This window comes from Streptomyces coacervatus (assembly GCF_029223485.1).
GTDB lineage: Bacteria > Actinomycetota > Actinomycetes > Streptomycetales > Streptomycetaceae > Streptomyces > Streptomyces coacervatus.
The window spans coordinates 145283-162934 of the sequence record NZ_JARHTP010000020.1 but is presented as its reverse complement, the minus strand read 5'-3'; the positions used below and the strand labels follow the sequence as shown (position 1 = coordinate 162934).

Annotated in this window: 18 protein-coding genes; 8 read left to right on the top strand and 10 right to left on the bottom strand. The window is 71.6% G+C overall.

Going from position 1 to position 17652, the window contains the following annotated elements:
* Positions 1–98 precede the first annotated feature (98 nt).
* From P2Q00_RS39345 to pdhA, 3 genes are read right to left on the bottom strand one after another with little or no spacing between them, the layout of a single operon-like run.
* Positions 99–1403 carry a dihydrolipoamide acetyltransferase family protein gene (locus tag P2Q00_RS39345; protein WP_275779160.1) on the bottom strand — a complete coding sequence of 435 codons (1305 nt, stop codon included), beginning with the start codon at positions 1401–1403 and terminating at the stop codon, positions 99–101.
* Positions 1403–2407 carry an alpha-ketoacid dehydrogenase subunit beta gene (locus P2Q00_RS39340; protein ID WP_275779158.1) on the bottom strand — a complete coding sequence of 335 codons (1005 nt, stop codon included), beginning with the start codon at positions 2405–2407 and terminating at the stop codon, positions 1403–1405. The genes P2Q00_RS39345 and P2Q00_RS39340 overlap by 1 nt, the downstream gene beginning before the upstream one ends.
* Positions 2407–3540: a pyruvate dehydrogenase (acetyl-transferring) E1 component subunit alpha gene (pdhA, locus tag P2Q00_RS39335; protein ID WP_275779155.1), complete on the bottom strand. Its 1134-nt coding sequence runs from the start codon at positions 3538–3540 to the stop codon at positions 2407–2409. The genes P2Q00_RS39340 and pdhA overlap by 1 nt, the downstream gene beginning before the upstream one ends.
* Before the next feature lie 174 nt (positions 3541–3714).
* Here pdhA and P2Q00_RS39330 point away from each other — a divergent pair, with 174 nt between their 5' ends.
* Positions 3715–4215 (top strand): Lrp/AsnC family transcriptional regulator, encoded by a 501-nt coding sequence (locus tag P2Q00_RS39330; protein ID WP_425579540.1) that lies wholly within the window; start codon positions 3715–3717, stop codon positions 4213–4215.
* A 15-nt stretch (positions 4216–4230) separates the two neighbouring features.
* On the opposite strand, the gene P2Q00_RS39325 is transcribed toward P2Q00_RS39330, so the two are convergent.
* The gene (locus P2Q00_RS39325) at positions 4231–4821 is read right to left on the bottom strand and encodes a TetR/AcrR family transcriptional regulator (RefSeq protein ID WP_275779154.1); all 591 of its coding nucleotides are present in this window, start codon (positions 4819–4821) and stop codon (positions 4231–4233) included.
* Complete coding sequence (locus P2Q00_RS39320; RefSeq protein ID WP_275779152.1) at positions 4818–6335, bottom strand: 3-hydroxyacyl-CoA dehydrogenase; 1518 nt, start codon at positions 6333–6335, stop codon at positions 4818–4820. The genes P2Q00_RS39325 and P2Q00_RS39320 overlap by 4 nt, the downstream gene beginning before the upstream one ends.
* Before the next feature lie 160 nt (positions 6336–6495).
* Here P2Q00_RS39320 and paaN point away from each other — a divergent pair, with 160 nt between their 5' ends.
* Complete coding sequence (paaN, locus tag P2Q00_RS39315; RefSeq protein ID WP_275779150.1) at positions 6496–8202, top strand: phenylacetic acid degradation protein PaaN; 1707 nt, start codon at positions 6496–6498, stop codon at positions 8200–8202.
* Here the strand turns inward: paaN and P2Q00_RS39310 are convergent.
* The 3 genes from P2Q00_RS39310 to P2Q00_RS39300 all read right to left on the bottom strand — a co-directional run bounded on the left by P2Q00_RS39310 (position 8199) and on the right by P2Q00_RS39300 (position 11140).
* Positions 8199–8963: a TrmH family RNA methyltransferase gene (locus tag P2Q00_RS39310; RefSeq protein WP_275779148.1), complete on the bottom strand. Its 765-nt coding sequence runs from the start codon at positions 8961–8963 to the stop codon at positions 8199–8201. The genes paaN and P2Q00_RS39310 overlap by 4 nt on opposite strands.
* Before the next feature lie 69 nt (positions 8964–9032).
* Entirely contained in the window at positions 9033–10250 is a 1218-nt protein-coding gene (locus tag P2Q00_RS39305; RefSeq protein ID WP_275779146.1) for an HTTM domain-containing protein, read from the bottom strand.
* A complete protein-coding gene (locus tag P2Q00_RS39300; RefSeq protein WP_275779144.1) occupies positions 10247–11140 on the bottom strand; it encodes a DUF5819 family protein in 894 nt (297 codons plus the stop codon). Before P2Q00_RS39300 ends, P2Q00_RS39305 begins: the two co-directional genes overlap by 4 nt.
* Before the next feature lie 305 nt (positions 11141–11445).
* Here P2Q00_RS39300 and paaA point away from each other — a divergent pair, with 305 nt between their 5' ends.
* The 6 genes from paaA (at position 11446) to P2Q00_RS39270 (ending at position 16299) form a co-directional block, all read left to right on the top strand.
* A complete protein-coding gene (gene paaA, locus P2Q00_RS39295) occupies positions 11446–12468 on the top strand; it encodes a 1,2-phenylacetyl-CoA epoxidase subunit PaaA (protein WP_275779143.1) in 1023 nt (340 codons plus the stop codon).
* Entirely contained in the window at positions 12465–12752 is a 288-nt protein-coding gene (gene paaB / locus P2Q00_RS39290; RefSeq protein WP_057606276.1) for a 1,2-phenylacetyl-CoA epoxidase subunit PaaB, read from the top strand. Before paaA ends, paaB begins: the two co-directional genes overlap by 4 nt.
* The gene (paaC, locus tag P2Q00_RS39285) at positions 12749–13468 is read left to right on the top strand and encodes a 1,2-phenylacetyl-CoA epoxidase subunit PaaC (RefSeq protein WP_275779140.1); all 720 of its coding nucleotides are present in this window, start codon (positions 12749–12751) and stop codon (positions 13466–13468) included. Before paaB ends, paaC begins: the two co-directional genes overlap by 4 nt.
* The gene (gene paaD, locus P2Q00_RS39280) at positions 13465–13980 is read left to right on the top strand and encodes a 1,2-phenylacetyl-CoA epoxidase subunit PaaD (RefSeq protein WP_425579547.1); all 516 of its coding nucleotides are present in this window, start codon (positions 13465–13467) and stop codon (positions 13978–13980) included. The genes paaC and paaD overlap by 4 nt, the downstream gene beginning before the upstream one ends.
* Positions 13980–15041, top strand: coding sequence for a 2Fe-2S iron-sulfur cluster-binding protein (locus P2Q00_RS39275; RefSeq protein ID WP_275779137.1), 1062 nt, complete (start codon positions 13980–13982; stop codon positions 15039–15041). The genes paaD and P2Q00_RS39275 overlap by 1 nt, the downstream gene beginning before the upstream one ends.
* A gap of 124 nt (positions 15042–15165) precedes the next feature.
* The gene (locus P2Q00_RS39270; protein ID WP_275779135.1) at positions 15166–16299 is read left to right on the top strand and encodes an acyl-CoA dehydrogenase family protein; all 1134 of its coding nucleotides are present in this window, start codon (positions 15166–15168) and stop codon (positions 16297–16299) included.
* 19 nt (positions 16300–16318) lie between these two features.
* Here the strand turns inward: P2Q00_RS39270 and P2Q00_RS39265 are convergent, their stop codons facing one another.
* Positions 16319–16648, bottom strand: coding sequence for a rhodanese-like domain-containing protein (locus P2Q00_RS39265; protein ID WP_275779284.1), 330 nt, complete (start codon positions 16646–16648; stop codon positions 16319–16321).
* A gap of 113 nt (positions 16649–16761) precedes the next feature.
* Positions 16762–17613 (bottom strand): J domain-containing protein, encoded by an 852-nt coding sequence (locus P2Q00_RS39260; RefSeq protein WP_275779133.1) that lies wholly within the window; start codon positions 17611–17613, stop codon positions 16762–16764.
* Positions 17614–17652 lie beyond the last annotated feature (39 nt).

Here is a 17652-nt window from a genome sequence, read left to right as displayed (position 1 = left end):
CGAGTATGCGTGCCGTCGCGATCACAGGGAACGTGTCGGCTTCATCACGGGGAACGGATGGGCGTTCCCCGTGATCACAGCGTGCGCAGCAGAAGCGGTCACAGTGTGCGCAGCAGAACCGCCGGCTGTTCCACGCAGTCCGCCACATACCGCAGGAAGCCCCCTGCGGTGCCGCCGTCGCACACCCGGTGGTCGAAGGTGAGCGAGAGCTGGACGACCTGCCTGACCGCGAGTTCGCCCTCGTGCACCCACGGCTTGGGGACGATGCGGCCGACGCCGAGCATGGCCGCCTCGGGGTGGTTGATGATCGGCGTGGAGCCGTCGACGCCGAACACGCCGTAGTTGTTCAACGTGAAGGTGCCGCCGGTGAGTTCTGCGGGCGTGAGGCCTCCTGTGCGGGCCGCTTCGGTGAGGCGGGCGAACTCCGCGGTGAGCGCCTCGGCGTCGCGCGCGTGCGCGTCCCGTACGACCGGGACGACCAGGCCCCGCTCGGTCTGTGCGGCGAAGCCGAGGTGCACTTGGTCGAGCTGGACGACCTCCCTGGCCTCCATGTCGACCGTGGAGTTGAGCTCGGGGAACCGGGCGAGGGCGGCCGTGCAGATGCGGGCCAGCAGGGCGAGGAGGGAGATCTTCGGCCCGCCTGCCGCGTTCATGGCGACACGCGCGCGCATGAGCTCGGTCGCGTCGGCATCCACCCAGCAGGTCGCGTCCGGTATCTCGCGGCGGCTGCGGGAGAGCTTGTCGGCGACGGCGCCGCGGATGCCCTTGAGGGGGATACGGAGGCCGGTGCCGGGTGCTGCGGTGGGGGTCGGCGCGGGCGCGTGGGCTCCGGCAGCCGGCTCCGTCGTCCGTGCCTGTGCCTCGGCGGCACGCAGCGCGTACTCGACGTCGGCCCGCAGGATCAGCCCGTCGGGGCCGGAGCCCGTCATCTCCTTCAGGTCCAGGCCGTTCTGCCGGGCGAGCCTGCGCACCAGCGGCGAGATCACGGGAACGGGTCCCTCTGCCGCCGCAGGTGCACCGGAATGTCCGTTCGCCTCCCGGGGCGCCGCGGGCGCCTGCTGTCCCGGCCGTACCCTCCGGCGTCGCGCGGGCGCCTCCGATGTGCCGTATCCCACCAGCACGTTGCCCGAGCCCCCGGTCTCGCCGCCGGGGGCCGCCGGTCCGACCGCGACCGTCAACAGCGGTGCTCCGACGGGCAGTTCCGTGCCCTCCTCGCCGAAGCGGGCGGTGACCACGCCGCCGTAGGGGCAGGGGACATCGACCAACGCCTTGGCCGTCTCGACCTCGACGACCGGCTGGTCGACCGCGACGACGTCGCCGACCTCCACCAGCCAGCGGACGATCTCCGCCTCGGTGAGCCCCTCCCCGAGGTCGGGGAGCTTGAACTCCAACACCTGTGCCATCAGCTCTCGGCCTCCCACTGCAGACGCCCCACGGCGTCCAGGATCCGGTCCACGCCGGGCAGATGGTGACGCTCCAGCATCGGCGGCGGGTAGGGGATGTCGAACCCGGCCACGCGCAGCACCGGCGCCTCCAGGTGGTGGAAGCAGCGCTCCGTGACGCGGGCCACGATCTCCCCGCCCGGGCCACCGAACCCGCCCGACTCGTGCACGACGACCGCGCGCCCGGTCCGCCGTACCGAGGCGCAGACCGTCTCGTCGTCGAACGGCACCAGGGAGCGCAGGTCGACGACTTCGAGGTCCCAGCCCTCGGCCCGCGCGGCCTCGGCGGCTTCGAGGCAGACGGGCAGAGACGGTCCGTAGGTGACGAGGGTGGCGCTCCGGCCCGAGCGCCGCACCACCGCACGGCCTATCGGTTCAACGTCCGTCGGGTGCTCCGGGTTCCAGGAGTCCTTCGACCAGTACAGGCGCTTGGGTTCAAGGAAGACGACCGGGTCGTCGGAGGCGATGGCGGCGCGCAGCAGGCCGTAGGCGTCGGCGACCGTGGCGGGCGTGACGACATGGAGCCCCGGAGTCGCCATGTAGTACGCCTCGGAGGAGTCGCTGTGGTGCTCGACGCCGCCGATGCCGCCGCCGTAGGGGACGCGGATGGTGAGCGGGAGCGGCATCGCGCCGCGGGTGCGGTTGCGCATGCGGGACACATGCGAGATCAGCTGCTCGAACGCCGGGTAGGCGAACGCGTCGAACTGCATCTCCACGACCGGGCGCAGTCCGTACATCGCCATGCCGACCGCCGTGCCGAGGATGCCCGCCTCGGCCAGCGGGGTGTCCGTGCACCGGTCCTCGCCGAACTCCTTGGCGAGGCCGTCGGTGACCCGGAAGACACCGCCGAGGGTGCCGACGTCCTCGCCCATGACGTGCACGGTGGGGTCGGCGGCCATGGCGTCGCGCAGCGCGCGCGTGAGCGCCTGCGCCATGGTGGCCGGCTTGACGGCGACGGTGGTCATCAGTGCCCGCCTTCCTGTTCCGCGTGCAGCTCGGCCGTCAACTGGGCCTGCTGCTCGCGCAGTTGGGGGGTGGGCTCGGCGTACACGTGGGCGAACAGGTCCATCGGGTCGAGCACCGGGTCCTGGTTCATGCGTTCGCGCAGGTCGGCGGCCATGGTCTCGGCGGCGTCGCGGGCGGCCCGTATGCCGTCGTCGTCGAGCTGGCCGCGCTCGGTCAGCTCGTGCTCCAGGAGCGCGATGGGGTCGTGTGCCCGCCAGGCCTCGACCTCGGTGTCGCCGCGGTAGCGGGTCGCGTCGTCGGCGTTGGTGTGGGCGTCGATGCGGTAGGTGATCGCCTCGATCAGCGTGGGGCCGCCGCCCTCACGCGCCTGCCGTACGGCGTCGGTGAGGACCTCGTGCACGGCGGCCGCGTCGTTGCCGTCGACCAGGCGGCCGGGCATGCCGTAGCCGACGGCCTTGTGGGCCAGCGACGGGGCCGCGGTCTGCTTGGCGAGCGGGACGGAGATCGCGAAGCCGTTGTTCTGGACGAGGAAGACGACCGGGGCCTGCCAGACGGCGGCGAAGTTCAGCGCCTCGTGGAAGTCGCCCTCGCTGGAGCCCCCGTCGCCGACCAGGGCGAGCGCGACCACGTCGTCGCCCTTGAGGCGGGCGGCGTGCGCGAGGCCGACGGCGTGCGGGAGCTGGGTGGCGAGGGGGGTGCACAGGGGGGCCACGCGGTGTTCGTGCGGGTCGTAGCCGGTGTGCCAGTCGCCGCGCAGGAGGGTGAGCGCCTGGACGGGGTCCAGACCGCGGGCGACGGCGGCGAGGGTGTCGCGGTAGCTGGGGAAGAGCCAGTCGCGCTCCTGCAGGGCGAGCGCGGCGGCGACCTGGCAGGCCTCCTGGCCGGTGCTGGAGGGGTAGACGGCGAGGCGGCCCTGCTTGGTGAGGGCGGTCGCCTGCACGTTGTACCTGCGCCCGCGGACCAGCTCGGCGTACAGGCGGCGCAGCAGGGCCGGGTCGGCCTTCGCTGCGGCCTCGGTGCCGAGGACGCGGTAGGGCTCCGCGTCGGGCAGCAGTGGCGCGGGGTCCGTGCGGGGCTGCCAGGCGGGGGGCGGCGATGGCCGATACCCGCCCCGCTGCTCCATGACCGTCATGACGGCACCTCCTCGTGGGAGCGGCTTCAGGCGCGCCACGGGAGTGATGCGCCTCACCTACCGATTGTTCGGTCGTCGGCACATTTTGGCTACAGGCACCTTCAGGCTGTGGACAAACGGTTCTCCACAACCTGAAATGAACGCAGTACGTCCATGGTAGGGAGGCGGGGGGACATGGCACCTGAACAAATGGCCGACGGGCCGGAGGGCGGCAGTCCCCTGCCACAGCCGCGGCCCCTCGACGCCATCGATCTGGACATCCTGCAGATGCTCCAGGCGGACGGCCGCGCGTCGATACGGTCGGTCGCGGAACGGGTGCATGTCTCACGCGCGAACGCCTACGCGCGTATCAACCGCCTCATCGAGGACGGCGTCATCCGCGGCTTCGGGGCCCGCGTCAACCACGAGCGCGCAGGTCAGGGCACCTCGGCGTATGTCACCCTGAAGATCGTCCAGAACTCGTGGCGCACGGTGCGCGAGCAGCTCAGACAGCTGCCCGGGGCCTCCCACATCGCCCTGGTGGGCGGCGACTTCGACGTACTGCTGCTGGTGCACACACCGGACAACAAGGCACTGCGCGAGCTGGTGCTGACCCGCCTGCAGGCCATGCCCGAAGTGCTCAGCACGCGCACGCTGCTGGTGTTCGAGGAGGAGGACCTGGAGCCGCAGGGCTGAACCCTGTGTGGCCGCTCAGGCCTCCTTGCGGAGCCCCCCGAAGACCAACTGCACGACGGCGTCGGCCACTTCGCGCTCGCTCATGCCGTGCCCGTCCGGCCGGTACCACTCGACGATCGAGTTGATCATCCCGAAGACCAGCCTTGTCGCGAGCCGCACTTCCACGTCCCCGCGTACGTCGCCGTCGGCGGCCGCCGCCTTCAGCAGCTCGGCCACCTGGTGGTCGAAGTCGCGGCGCCGCTCCAGGGCCCACCGCTCGGTGCCCGTGTTGCCGCGCACGCGCAGCAGCAGCGTCACATACGGAAGTTCGCCGATCAGCACCTCGACCATGCGCCGGACGACGTACTCCAGGCAGTCGACGGCGCGCCCCGCGCGCGCGTGCTCCTCGTCGAGGATCCCGAAGAGCCCGTCGAGCGCCCGGCTGACGGCGCGGCGCAGCAGCTCCTCCTTGCCGGCCACGTGGTGGTAGATCGACGACTTGGAGATGCCGGCCGCCTTGGAGAGGTGCTCCATGGAGGTGCCGTCGTAGCCGCGCTCGTTGAAGACCTGGACGGCGACGGACAGCAGCGTCTCCGGGGTGTACGTGTCGCGCTTTGCGGTGGTCATGACGTGCTGCCCTCCCGCTTGTCGGAGGCGTACGCGTGGCGGTACAGCGCCAGGGACGGCGCGTAGCGTCCGGAGGGGTCGCGCAGATGCAGATCGTCGAGGAGGGCGTACGCCCAGTTGCGGCCGAGCCTGCGGCTCCACTCGAAGGGCCCGAGCGGGTAGTTGACGCCCAGGCGCATCGCCGTGTCGATGTCCTCCTCGGTGGCCACGCCCTTGGCGACGGCATCGTGCGCGAGATCGACGATCCGGGCGACCGTGCGGGCGACGATCATGCCGGGGACGTCGCCGATCACGCTGACGTCCTTGCCGAGCGCCTGGAAGAGGCCGATGGCCTCGGCGAGGGTCCCCGGCGCGGTGTCCTGGGAGGCGGACAGGGCGATACGGGTCGCCCTGCGGTAGTCGAGGGCGAGGTCGAAGTAGACGACGTCCCGGAACTCGACCGAGGTCTGGCCGTCGGCGAGCGCCAGCTGACCGCCGCTCGGCAGCACCAGGCGGGTGCCGTGGTCCTCTTCCTCCTCGCGCACGGCGATGCCCGCCTCGCGGATCAGCGCGAGCAGCTCGGAGGCGGGGCCCAGGTCGCCCTCGGCGACGACGTACGCGGGCTGCTGTGCGGGTTCCGCGGTGTGCGGCTCGGGGCGCTCGGCGTCGTCTCCGTAGTCGTACCAGCCGTGTCCGCTCTTGCGGCCGAGCCGGCCCGACTCGACCAGGCGCTGCTGGGCGAGCGAGGGCGTGAAGCGCACGTCCTGGAAGAAGGACTGCCACACCGAGCGGGTGACGGACTCGTTGACGTCCTGCCCGATGAGGTCGGTCAGTTCGAAGGCGCCCATCTTGAAGCCGCCCGACTCGCGCAGGATCGCGTCGATGGTGGCGGGGTCGGCGCCCTGCGCCTCGTAAACCGCAAAGGCCTCGGCGTAGAAGGGGCGGGCGATGCGGTTGACGATGAAGCCTGGGGTGTCGGCGCAGGCGACCGGTGTCTTGCCCCAGGCGCGCGCCATCTCGTACGCGCGCGTGGCCGACGAGACGTCGGTGGCGAACCCGGAGACGACCTCGACGAGGGGGAGCAGCGGGGCGGGGTTGAAGAAGTGCAGGCCGACCAGGCGGCCGGGGTTGCGCAGCGCACCGCCGATGGCGGTGACGGACAGGGAGGAGGTGTTGGTGGCGAGCAGACAGTCCTCGCCGACGAGGTCCTCCAGCGCACGGAACAGACTCTGCTTGGCGTCCAGCTGCTCCAGGACGGCCTCGACGACCAGGGAGCAGTCAGCGAGGTCGGACAGGCTCTGGGCGGGCAGCAGACGGTCGCGCGCCGCATCCCGGTCGGCGGCCGTGAGCCGATCCTTCTCGACGAGCCGGTCGAGACGGGCGCCGATCGCCTCGGCCGCTTCCCGGGCACGCCCGGCTGCGGCGTCGTAGAGCCGTACGCGATGGCCTGCGACCAGCGCGACCTGGGCGATGCCCTGGCCCATGGTGCCGGTGCCGACGACGGCCACGGGGCTGCTGAGGTCGAGTGCTGTCATGTGCGCGATCCTCCCGCACGGGGTTTTCCACAGATGCGGCGGACCCCCTTGTCCCGACCGATCGTTCGGTTACTCTAACTCTGACCGGCTGTTCCTGCCCATGTTTCTGCCCAGGTCATGAGCTCGACGAAGAGTTCACAAGACGAGGAGTTGGTCCCGCATGGCCGCCGACCTGACCACGCACGAGCTGATCGCGAAGCACCGGCCCACCCTCGACCAGGCGCTGGAAGCGATCCGCACACGCGCGTACTGGTCCCCGCACCCCGAACATCCCAAGGCGTACGGCGAGAACGGCAGCCTGGACGCGGCGGCGGGCAAGGCCGCCTTCGACGCGCTCCTGGGCACCCGCCTCGACCTCGGCCAGCCCGGCACGGACGACTGGGTGGGCGCCGAGGTCTCGCCGTACGGCATCGAGCTGGGCGTCACCTACCCGCACGCGGACGTCGACGTCCTGCTGCCCGCCATGAAGGCCGGACAGCGCGCGTGGCGCGACGCCGGCGCGGAGATGCGCGCGGTGGTGTGTCTGGAGATCCTCAAGCGGATCAGCGACCGGACGCACGAGTTCGCGCACGCGGTCATGCACACCAGCGGCCAGGCGTTCATGATGGCGTTCCAGGCGGGCGGCCCGCACGCGCAGGACCGCGGCCTGGAGGCGGTGGCGTACGCGTACGTGGAACAGGTCCGCACGCCCGACGCGGCGGAGTGGAGCAAGCCCCAGGGCAAGCGCGACCCGCTGGCGCTCACCAAGCAGTTCACGCCGGTCCCGCGCGGGATCGCGCTGGTGGTCGGCTGCAACACCTTCCCGACGTGGAACGGCTATCCGGGCCTGTTCGCCTCCCTGGCGACCGGCAACGCGGTCCTGGTGAAGCCCCACCCGCGCGCGGTGCTGCCGCTCGCTCTCACCGTGCAGGTCGCGCGCCAGGTGCTCGCCGAGGCGGGCTTCGACCCGAACCTGGTGGCGCTGGCGGCCGAGCGCCCCGGCGAGGGCATCGCGAAGACGCTGGCCACCCGCCCGGAGATCCGCATCATCGACTACACGGGCTCGACGGCGTTCGGCGACTGGCTGGAGGCCAACGCCCGCCAGGCGCAGGTCTACACGGAGAAGGCCGGCGTCAACACGGTGCTCGTGGACTCGACCGCGAACTACAAGGGCATGCTCTCCAACCTGGCCTTCTCGCTGTCCCTGTACAGCGGTCAGATGTGCACGACCCCGCAGAACCTGCTGATCCCGCGCGACGGCATCCGCACCGACGAGGGCCCCAAGACCTTCGACGAGGTGGTCGCCGACCTCGCCCGCTCCGTCGACGGCCTCCTCGGCGACGACGCGCGCGCGAACGCCCTGCTCGGCGCGATCGTCAACCCGGACGTGAAGGCCCGCCTGGAAGCGGCGGCCGGTCTCGGTGAAGTCGCCCTGGCATCAAGGGAGATCAGCAACCCGGAGTTCCCGGACGCGGTCGTGCGCACTCCGGTGATCGTGAAACTGGACGGCGCGCGGAAATATTGGGAGGGGGCTGACGACGAGGCCGCCTACATGAGCGAGTGCTTCGGACCCGTCTCCTTCGCCGTCGCGGTCGACTCGGCCGCGGACGCGGCAGAACTGCTGCGGCGCACGATCCGTGAGAAGGGCGCGATGACGGTCGGCGCGTACACGACCGACGAGGAGGTCGAGCAGGCGGTCCAGGAGGTCTGCCTGGACGAGGCCGCCCAGCTGTCGCTGAACCTCACGGGCGGGGTGTACGTCAACCAGACGGCCGCGTTCTCGGACTTCCACGGGTCCGGGGGCAACCCGGCGGCCAACTCGGCACTGTGCGACGGGGCGTTCGTGGCGAACCGCTTCCGGGTGGTCGAGGTGCGCCGCGAGGCCTAGGAGCTGATCGCGCCCCCTGTGGCGCTCCAGTGGTACAGCGTCATGGCCACACTGGTCGCGAGGTTGTAGCTGGAGACCTGGGGGCGCATCGGCAGGGACAGCAAGTGGTCGGTACGCGCGCGTAGTTCGGCGGACAGTCCGCTGCGCTCGGAGCCGAAGGCGAGGACGGCGTCGTCCGGGAGCTTGACGCCCCGGATGTCGTCGCCCTCCGGGTCGAGGGCGAAGAGCGGGCCCGCCGGCAGTTCGTCGACGGCGAGCCGTTCCACGGCGGTCGCGAAGTGCAGTCCCGCACCGCCGCGGACCACCGTCGGATGCCAGGGGTCGAGCGTGCCGGTGGTGACCACGCCGGTCGCACCGAACCCGGCGGCCAGGCGGATCACGGCGCCCGCGTTGCCGAGGTTGCGCGGGTTGTCGAGGACCACCACGGGGGCGGTGCGGGGGGTGTGCGCCAGCTTGTCGAGGTTGGCCGCGCGGGACGGTCGTACGGCCAAGGCGGCGACGGCGGTGGGATGCGGGCGCGGCACCAGGCTCTGGTACGTAGGCTCCGGCACCTCGGTGAGGAGTCCGGCCAGCGTGTCCCGCACATCGGGGGCGAGCTCGGCGGCGAGGGCGAGCGCCGCCCGCCGGTCGGCGGTGACCGCCACCGGGACCTCGGCTCCGAAGCGCAAGGCGTGCTTGAGGGCGTGGAAACCGTCGAGCAGCACGCAGGTGCCGGCGAGACGGCGCCAGGCGCTCACGGGGTCGGGGGCGGGGTCGGTCATGGCGTGCAGCCTACGTGCGCGTGGGAGGGGGGGCTCACGCCGTGGAGCTCGCGTGCATGTGCTCGGCGCTCACGCCGTGGAGCTCGCGTGCTTGGGCTCGGGGTTCTCCGGGGCACGCGGACCGGACAGCGTCGTACGGCCGCCGCGGGCGGCCAGGGCGCGGCCACGCGCGCGTGCCGCCCAGCCGCCCACTCGGCGCAGCAGCGACGTCGGCAGGAAGACCGCGTCCGTCGCGATCATCGCCAGCGAGAAGAACGGCAGCCCGAGGATCACGGCGATCACGGCGTGCTCGGTCATCATGGCCGCCAGCAGGACGTTCTTGACCCGCCGGTTGAACAGCGTGAACGGGAAGGCGACCTGCACGATGACGGTCCCGTAGGTCACGAGCATCACCATCGTGCCGCTGGACGACAGCAGGTCGGCGAGCGCGGGCCAGGGCGAGAAGTAGTCGAGGTGGAGCGGGTAGTAGACCGCGGTGCCGTCCTGCCAGCGCGTGCCCTGGATCTTGTACCAGCCGGCCGTCGCGTAGATCAGACAGGCCTCAATCATGATCACCAAGAGGGCGCCGTTGTGCACGATGTTGGCGACGACGTCCAGCAGGATCCTGGGCTCACCGCTCTTCGCCCGGCGCCCGACCACCCACCACAGGGCCTGCGCCAGCCAGACGCCCCACAGGATCACGGGCACGGTCGGGTCGGCGCCGTCGAACCGGCCACCGACGGTCGCCGCGATCAGCGCGACCCCGAGCACAGCCCACAGGGCCGGGCCGACCCGGTCGGAAACGTGCTCTCCACGCGCGCGTGCCTCACCCGCACGCCGTGCCCGCCGCGCGTCCAGCGACCAGACCTGCCCGCAGCGCGTGAACACGAGGTAGACGGACATCAGGTGCAGGACGTTGTCGCCGCCGTCCCCCATGAAGACGCTGCGGTTCTGCAGCGAGAGCACACCGATCATGAACAGCACGGACATCGTGCGGGTGCGCCAGCCGAGCAGCAGCAGGACGCTCGAGAGGGCGGCGAGCGCGTACACGAACTCGAACCAGCCCCGGCCGTCCGACCACATCAGGGCCGTGAAGGCGCTGTTGGACGCGATCAGCTGCTGGGCGAGGTCCCAGCTCCAGGGGCTGCCGGGGCCGTACAGCTCCTCACGGTGGGGGAACTCGCGCAGCAGGAACAGCAGCCAGGTCGCGCTGAAGCCGATCCGGATCACGGCGGTCTGGTAGGGGCCGAGCGCCGATTCGGTGATGCGGGCGATGGCGGCGGAGACCGACAGGGCGAAGCGGTTCACTGGGCGTCTCCGTCGGTGTCGGCGGCCGTGACCGGCCACCAGGGCAGCACGCGGTCCATGGGCTTGTCCGAGATCTTCTCGGCGCTCCACTTCGGCGGGGGCACGTTGGTGGTACGGGAACGGACCTGGACCTGCTCGACGACCCCGCCCTTCCCGGCTGCGTCGTCGCGGTCCAGGCGCAGCACCACTATGCGCCGCAGATATGTCTCGGACAGGGCGCCGCGCAGCCCCGACGGGCGGTTGTTGGTGTCGTGCGTGGCGACGAAGAAGTCCCAGGCCCGGCGCAGCTCGTTCTGCTCGGTGTGGCTGGGCAGCAGATTGCCGTCTATGGCCCGCCCGTCCTGGGCGGACAGGTCGTACCAGCCGGTGGTCCGCACCTCGCCGTTCTTCGCCTGCACCTCGGCACGGACCTGGACGGCGATGTTCTGCTGCAGCGGGTTCGGTGCGAAGAGCTTCCAGTTCTGCTCGAACTCCGGGTAGATCCAGTCGTCGATCGCCTTGCCGTGCGCCTTGGTCAGCGTGTTCGACGGCGCGACGTGAAGAAACACCATGCCGACGTGCACACAGACGACGACGGCGACGACCGCGAGGGCCAGCGCGGCGCCGATCTGATAGCGCAGGGAGAGGGCGGCCACACCGGTGCGGGGTTCGGCGTACGGGCCGGGGGCGGGAGCGACCACAGAGGCAGCAGCACCGGGATCGAATGCGGCGGCGTCCGGTGGAACGTCCCGCGGATCGGCCGTCCGGTCCGCTCCGCCCAGCTCGGCCGGGCTGTCCGGCACAGGCGACCGGTCCGGCTCGGGCGGACCATCCGGCTCGGGCGCATCGCCCGGCCTGCCCGGCCCGTCCGGCCCGTGCCGGGCGTCCGAGTCTGTGCCGTACGCGTCCATTCCGCCCCGTCTCCCGATCCCGGTCCGTCTTCCGGCCGCCCGGCCGCGGGGTGCCGTACCGCCTGTGCGCACCTCGCCACCGCACTCGCACGGGCACGGTACTCAGGCCTGCCCGCGGGGCACAGCCCCTGTCGGGCCGAGCTCGCCGCGACGTACGCGAGGTCGCCCCGTTTGTCCACAGGGCACGCCCGCAGGTTATCCACAGCGGTTGACACCTTACGGCGCCCGTCCCACCATGGAATCGCACGAACCGAACGATCGGTCGGGAGCGAGCTCCGGACAGAGCCCAGGTCGAGGGGGACCGCATGGCGACAGCAGCCGCGCACCAGACGCACGGCACCGCGCAGGACACCGCTGACACCGGTGCGTACGAGCGCGCCTTCGACGCCGCCGTGGCCGCCGACGAGCGCATCGAGCCGCGCGACTGGATGCCCGACGCCTATCGCGCGACGCTGGTCCGGCAGATGGCACAGCACGCCCACTCCGAGATCATCGGCATGCAGCCGGAGGCCAACTGGATCACTCGCGCGCCCTCCCTGCGCCGCAAGGCGATCCTGATGGCCAAGGTCCAGGACGAGGCAGGACACGGGCTGTACCTGTACAGCGCCGCCGAGACCCTCGGCACCAGCCGCGACGAGCTGCTCGACAAGCTCCACACCGGCCGCCAGAAGTACTCCTCGATCTTCAACTATCCGACGCTGACCTGGGCGGACGTCGGCGCGATCGGCTGGCTGGTGGACGGCGCCGCGATCACCAATCAGGTCCCGCTGTGCCGCTGCTCCTACGGCCCCTACGCGCGCGCGATGGTCCGCATCTGCAAGGAGGAGTCCTTCCACCAGCGCCAGGGGTACGAGCTGCTGCTGGCCCTCGGCCGCGGCACCCCGGAGCAGCGGGCGATGGCACAGGACGCGGTGGACCGCTGGTGGTGGCCGTCCCTGATGATGTTCGGTCCGCCCGACGACGAGTCGGCGCACTCCGCGCAGTCGATGACATGGAAGATCAAGCGGCATTCGAACGACGAGCTGCGCCAGCGCTTCGTCGACATCTGCGTCCCCCAGGCCGAGTCGCTGGGCCTCACCCTCCCCGACCCGGACCTGAAGTGGAACGAGGAGCGGGGGCACTACGACTTCGGCCCGATCGACTGGACGGAGTTCCGCGAAGTCCTCAAGGGCAACGGCCCGTGCAACGAGCAGCGGATCACCCAGCGCAGGCGCGCGCACGACGAAGGCGCGTGGGTACGGGAGTCGGCCGCGGCCTACGCGGCCAAGCACACCGGCCCGACAGGCGAGATGGGCAAGACAGGCGAGACAGGAGCGACGCAAGTATGACGAACACCGACTGGCCCCTGTGGGAGGTCTTCGTGCGCTCACGCCGCGGCCTCTCGCACACCCACGCCGGCAGCCTGCATGCGCCGGACGCGGAGTTCGCCCTGCGCAACGCCCGCGACCTGTACACCCGCCGCGGCGAGGGCGTCTCGATCTGGGTCGTCCCCTCGTCCGCGATCACCGCGTCCTCCCCGGACGAGAAGGACCCGTTCTTCGAGCCGGCCGCCGACAAGCCGTACCGGCACCCGACGTTCTACGAGATCCCGGAGGGGGTGAAGCACCTGTGACGACGACAGCCCCTACGACCGCTGCCCTGGCCCTCGGCGACGACGCCCTGGTGCTCTCGCACCGCCTCGGCGAATGGGCGGGCCACGCCCCCGTCCTGGAGGAGGAGGTCGCCCTCGCCAACATCGCGCTGGACCTGCTCGGCCAGGCCCGCGTGCTGCTGTCGACGGCAGGCGACGAGGACGAGCTGGCGTATCTGCGCGAGGAGCGCGCCTTCCGCAACCTCCAGCTGGTGGAACAGCCGAACGGCGACTTCGCCCACACCATCGCCCGACAGCTCTACTTCTCCACCTACCAGCACCTGCTGTACGCCGAACTGGCCGCCGGGGAGGGCCCCTTCGCCGGCCTCGCCGCAAAGGCCGTCAAGGAGGTCGCCTACCACCGCGACCACGCCGAGCAGTGGACCCTGCGGCTCGGCGACGGCACGGAGGTCGGCCACAAGAAGATGCAGCGCGCCTGCACGGCCCTGTGGCGGTTCACCGGCGAGATGTTCCAGCCGGTGGACGGCCTGGACGTCGACCTGGCCGGGATGGAAACGGCTTGGCTGGACTCCGTCCGCGCGGTCCTGCACCGGGCGACCCTGACGGTCCCCGAGGGACCGCGGACCGGGGCGTGGACGGCCGGCGCGGGCCGCCAGGGTGTGCACACCGAGCCCTTCGGCCGGATGCTCGCCGAGATGCAGCATCTGCACCGCAGCCACCCGGGGGCGTCATGGTGACAACGACCACCGCCCTGGAGGCCGAACTCCTGGAGATCGCCGGTTCGGTGCCCGACCCCGAACTGCCCGTACTCACCCTCCAGGAGCTCGGAGTCCTGCGCGCCGTGCATGTGCGCGGCGCGGAATCGGTCGAGGTCGAGCTGACCCCGACATACACCGGCTGCCCGGCCATAGAGGCGATGTCCCTCGACATAGAGCAGGCACTGCACGCGCACGGCATACGGGACGTCACCGTCCGCACGGTGCTGCGGCCCGCCTGGTCGACCGACGACATCACGGCCGAAGGGCGCCGCAAACTGCGGGAGTTCGGGATAGCGCCCCCGCGCGTGCGAGAGGTGTCCGGACCGGTCCCCGTATCGCTGAGCCCGACCCGCATGCTGGAGCCACTGCGCTGCCCGCACTGCGGCAGCACCGACACCGAGCTGCTCAGCCGCTTCTCCTCCACCGCCTGCAAAGCGCTGCGGCGCTGCCTCACCTGCCGCGAACCCTTCGACCACTTCAAGGAGCTGTGATGGCCCGCTTCCACACACTCCCGGTGGCGGCGGTCGACCGGCTCACCGACGACTCCGTGGCCCTCACCCTGACCGTGCCCCCTCGGCTGCGCGAGGAGTACCGGCACGCCCCGGGGCAGCACCTCGCCCTGCGGCGCCTGGTCGACGGCACGGAGATACGGCGCACGTACTCGATCTGCTCCCCGGCACCGGCCCCCGACGGCGAGGGCCCCAGCACCCTGCGGGTCGGCGTACGGCTGGTCGACGGCGGAGCCTTCTCGACGTACGCACTCAAGGAGATCAACGTCGGCGACGAGCTGGAGGTGATGACCCCAGCCGGCCGCTTCACCCTCGACCCGGCACCCGGCATATACGCGGCGATCGTGGGCGGCAGCGGCATCACCCCGGTGCTCTCGATCGTCTCCACCCTGCTCGAGCGCGAGCCGGAAGCCCGGTTCTGCCTGATACGCAGCGACCGGACGGCCGCCTCGACGATGTTCCTGGAGGAGGCCGCCGACCTGAAGGACCGCCATCCGCGGCGGCTGCAGCTGGTGACGGTGCTGTCCCGGGAGGAACAGCAGGCGGGGCTGCCGTCCGGGCGGCTCGACCAGGAGCGGCTGACCGGGCTGCTGCCCGCGCTGCTGCCGGTGGGGCAGGTGGCGGGATGGTTCCTGTGCGGTCCGTTCGGGCTCGTGCAGGGGGCCGAGCGGGCCCTGCGCGGCCTCGGTGTGGTGCGCTCACGCATCCACGAGGAGATCTTCCACGTGGACGCCGCCGCCCCCGCGCCGGCCGCGACCGCCCCCGCACACAGCACGGTGACCGCCCGGCTCGACGGCCGCGGCGGGACCTGGCCCGTGCAGGACGGCGAGTCCCTGCTGGAGACGGTGCTGCGCAACCGGCCCGACGCGCCCTACGCCTGCAAGGGCGGCGTGTGCGGCACATGCCGGGCCTTCCTCGTCGCCGGCGAGGTGCGCATGGACCGCAACTTCGCGCTGGAGACGGAGGAGACGGAGGCGGGGTATGTGCTGGCGTGCCAGTCGCATCCGGTGACCGAGAAGGTCGAGCTGGACTTCGACCGCTGACCGGGCGCGGGTGGCGATGGCCGCACCGTTCCCTTCTCCTAGAACCTGTTCTATCTTGACGGTCCGTCAGATCAGGCCGGGCGCCTGGTCGGTGAGCCGGCATGCGCGTGGAAGGACAGGAACCGTGGACTTCACCTTCACCGAGGAGCAGCAGGCGGCGGCCGAGGCGGCACGGGGCGTCTTCGCCGGGGTCGCGCCCGACACCGTGCCCTCTCCCTCGCTCGTCCCGGGCGCCGTGGCCGACGACTTCGACCGCGCGCTGTGGACCAGGCTCGCCGAGGCGGACCTGCTGAGCCTGCTGCTGGACGCGGAGTACGGCGGCGCGGGCCTGGACGCCATCGCACTCTGCCTGGTGCTGCGGGAGTCGGCCAGGGTGCTGGCGCGCGTACCACTCCTGGAGACCAGCGCGGCCGCAGCGGCCGTACAGGCTTACGGCGGCGAGGAGTTGAGGTCTGCGCTGCTCACCCGCGCGGGACGGGGCGAGACGGTGCTGACCGTCGCCGCGATGGGCCGTACCGGCCACGACCCGGCCGAACTCGCCGTGACCGCACGGCGGGAAGGCGACGAGTGGATCCTGGACGGGGCACAGACGGCGGTGCCGTGGGCGCACAACGCCGACTTCATCGTCGTACCGGCCCATACGACCGCCGATCGGACCCTCCTCGCCGTGGTCCCCCGGATCCACCAGGGCGTCGGCCTGGGCGAGCAGATCTCCACCACCGGTGAGCGGCTCGGCGAACTACGTCTGGAATCCGCACGGATCGCCGCCCGCGACGTCATCGACGCCGACGGCGCCTGGGAGTGGCTGCGCGAACTGCTGACCACGGGGACGTGCGCGCTGGCGCTCGGCCTGGGCGAACGAGTCCTCGCGATGACCAGTGAATACACCGGCAAGCGGGAGCAGTTCGGATACCCCGTCGCCACGTTCCAGGCTGTCGCCGTGCAGGCCGCCGACCGCTACATCGACCTGCGCGCGATGGAGGCCACACTGTGGCAGGCCGCATGGCGGATCGCCTCGCGGGCACCCGGCGTACTGCCCGCCTCCGGTGACGTCGCCGTCGCCAAGATCTGGGCCTCGGAGGGCGTACGGCGGGTCGTACAGACGGCACAGCATCTGCACGGAGGGTTCGGGGCGGACGTCGAATACCCCCTGCACCGGTACCACGCCTGGGCCAAGCACCTGGAACTCCAGCTCGGCCCGGCGGCAGCGCACGAGGAAGCCCTGGGCGACCTGCTGGCGGCACACCCGCTCGGCTGACCGCCCCGGCCGGCGCGAACTACAGGACGAACCCGGGCTGTCCCTCGTCCGTCACGACCGGGCGGCCCACCGCCGCCCACACCTGCATGCCGCCGTCGACGTTCACGGCGTCGATGCCCTGCTGCACGAGGTACATCGCGACCTGCGCCGAGCGGCCGCCGGAGCGGCAGATCACGTTGACGCGGCCGTCCTGCGGGGCGGCCTCGGTCAGCTCGCCGTAGCGGGCGACGAAATCACTGATGGGGATGTGCAGCGCCCCTTCGGCGTGACCTGCCTGCCATTCGTCGTTCTCGCGGACGTCCAGCAGGAAGTCGCCGTCCTTGAGGTCCCCGACCTCGACCGTGGGCACACCAGCTCCGAAATGCATGCCTGAGACGCTACCCGACGCGGCCGGTCACGGAACCGGCCGCCCACGCGGCAACCGCCCCACCTCCACCGGCCACCGGCTTGCACCGGCGCGCGCTACCCCAGCAGCTCGGCCAGCTCCGCCTCGCGCTGGGAGACATCGGCCAGAAGCTTCTCGGCGATCTCCTCCAGGAGTCGGTCGGGATCGTCCGGCGCCAGCCGGAGCATCGAGCCGATCGCGCTCTCCTCCAGCTCCTTGGCGACCAGCGAGAGCAGTTCCTTGCGCTCGGCGAGCCATTCGAGGCGGGCGTAGAGCTCCTCGCTGCGGCTCGGACCGCGCTCCTCGGGCGCCGGTCCCTTGGCCCACTCCTCGGCCAGCTCCCGCAGCAGCATCGCGTCGCCGCGGGCATAGGCGGCGTTGACCCGGGTGATGAACTCCTCGCGCCGCGCCCGCTCGGTGTCGTCCTGAGCCAGGTCGGGGTGGGCCTTACGGACCAGTTCGCGGTAGAGCTTGCGGGCCTCGTCGCTCGGGCGCACCCGCTGGGGGGGCCGCACGGGCTGGTCCGTGAGCATCGCCACGGCTTCCGGGAAGAGCCCCTGCCCGTCCATCCAGCCGTGGAACAGCTCCTCGACGCCGGGCATCGGCATGACCCGGGCCCGTGCCTCGTCCGCCTTGCGCAGATCCTCGGGGTCGCCGGTGCGGGCGGCCCGGGCCTCGGCGATCTGCGCGTCCAGCTCGTCGAGGCGGGCGTACATCGGGCCGAGCTTCTGGTGGTGCAGCCGGGAGAAGTTCTCGACCTCGACCCGGAAGGTCTCCACCGCGATCTCGTACTCGATCAGCGCCTGCTCGGCGGCCCGCACGGCCCGCTCCAGCCGCTCCTCGGGACGCGGCGCACCGTCCTCGGGCGTCGCCTGCGCCTCACCGGAGACACCGCCACCCTGCTCATGCTCAGCTTCCGGGCTCGTCACCCGCCCAGCGTAGGCCACGGCGGGGGCGACCACTGCGGC

What these genes read in the sequence shown, in the direction of transcription:
- P2Q00_RS39275 (WP_275779137.1), top strand. Translation starts at nt 13,980, where the DNA reads ATGGCCCGCTTCCACACACTCCCGGTGGCGGCGGTCGACCGGCTCACC.
- P2Q00_RS39325 (WP_275779154.1), bottom strand. Translation starts at nt 4,821, where the DNA reads ATGACCACCGCAAAGCGCGACACGTACACCCCGGAGACGCTGCTGTCC.
- P2Q00_RS39310 (WP_275779148.1), bottom strand. Translation starts at nt 8,963, where the DNA reads ATGACCGACCCCGCCCCCGACCCCGTGAGCGCCTGGCGCCGTCTCGCC.
- pdhA (WP_275779155.1), bottom strand. Translation starts at nt 3,540, where the DNA reads ATGACGGTCATGGAGCAGCGGGGCGGGTATCGGCCATCGCCGCCCCCC.
- paaA (WP_275779143.1), top strand. Translation starts at nt 11,446, where the DNA reads ATGGCGACAGCAGCCGCGCACCAGACGCACGGCACCGCGCAGGACACC.
- paaN (WP_275779150.1), top strand. Translation starts at nt 6,496, where the DNA reads ATGGCCGCCGACCTGACCACGCACGAGCTGATCGCGAAGCACCGGCCC.
- P2Q00_RS39345 (WP_275779160.1), bottom strand. Translation starts at nt 1,403, where the DNA reads ATGGCACAGGTGTTGGAGTTCAAGCTCCCCGACCTCGGGGAGGGGCTC.
- P2Q00_RS39300 (WP_275779144.1), bottom strand. Translation starts at nt 11,140, where the DNA reads ATGGACGCGTACGGCACAGACTCGGACGCCCGGCACGGGCCGGACGGG.
- P2Q00_RS39340 (WP_275779158.1), bottom strand. Translation starts at nt 2,407, where the DNA reads ATGACCACCGTCGCCGTCAAGCCGGCCACCATGGCGCAGGCGCTCACG.
- paaB (WP_057606276.1), top strand. Translation starts at nt 12,465, where the DNA reads ATGACGAACACCGACTGGCCCCTGTGGGAGGTCTTCGTGCGCTCACGC.
- P2Q00_RS39320 (WP_275779152.1), bottom strand. Translation starts at nt 6,335, where the DNA reads ATGACAGCACTCGACCTCAGCAGCCCCGTGGCCGTCGTCGGCACCGGC.
- P2Q00_RS39330 (WP_425579540.1), top strand. Translation starts at nt 3,715, where the DNA reads ATGGCACCTGAACAAATGGCCGACGGGCCGGAGGGCGGCAGTCCCCTG.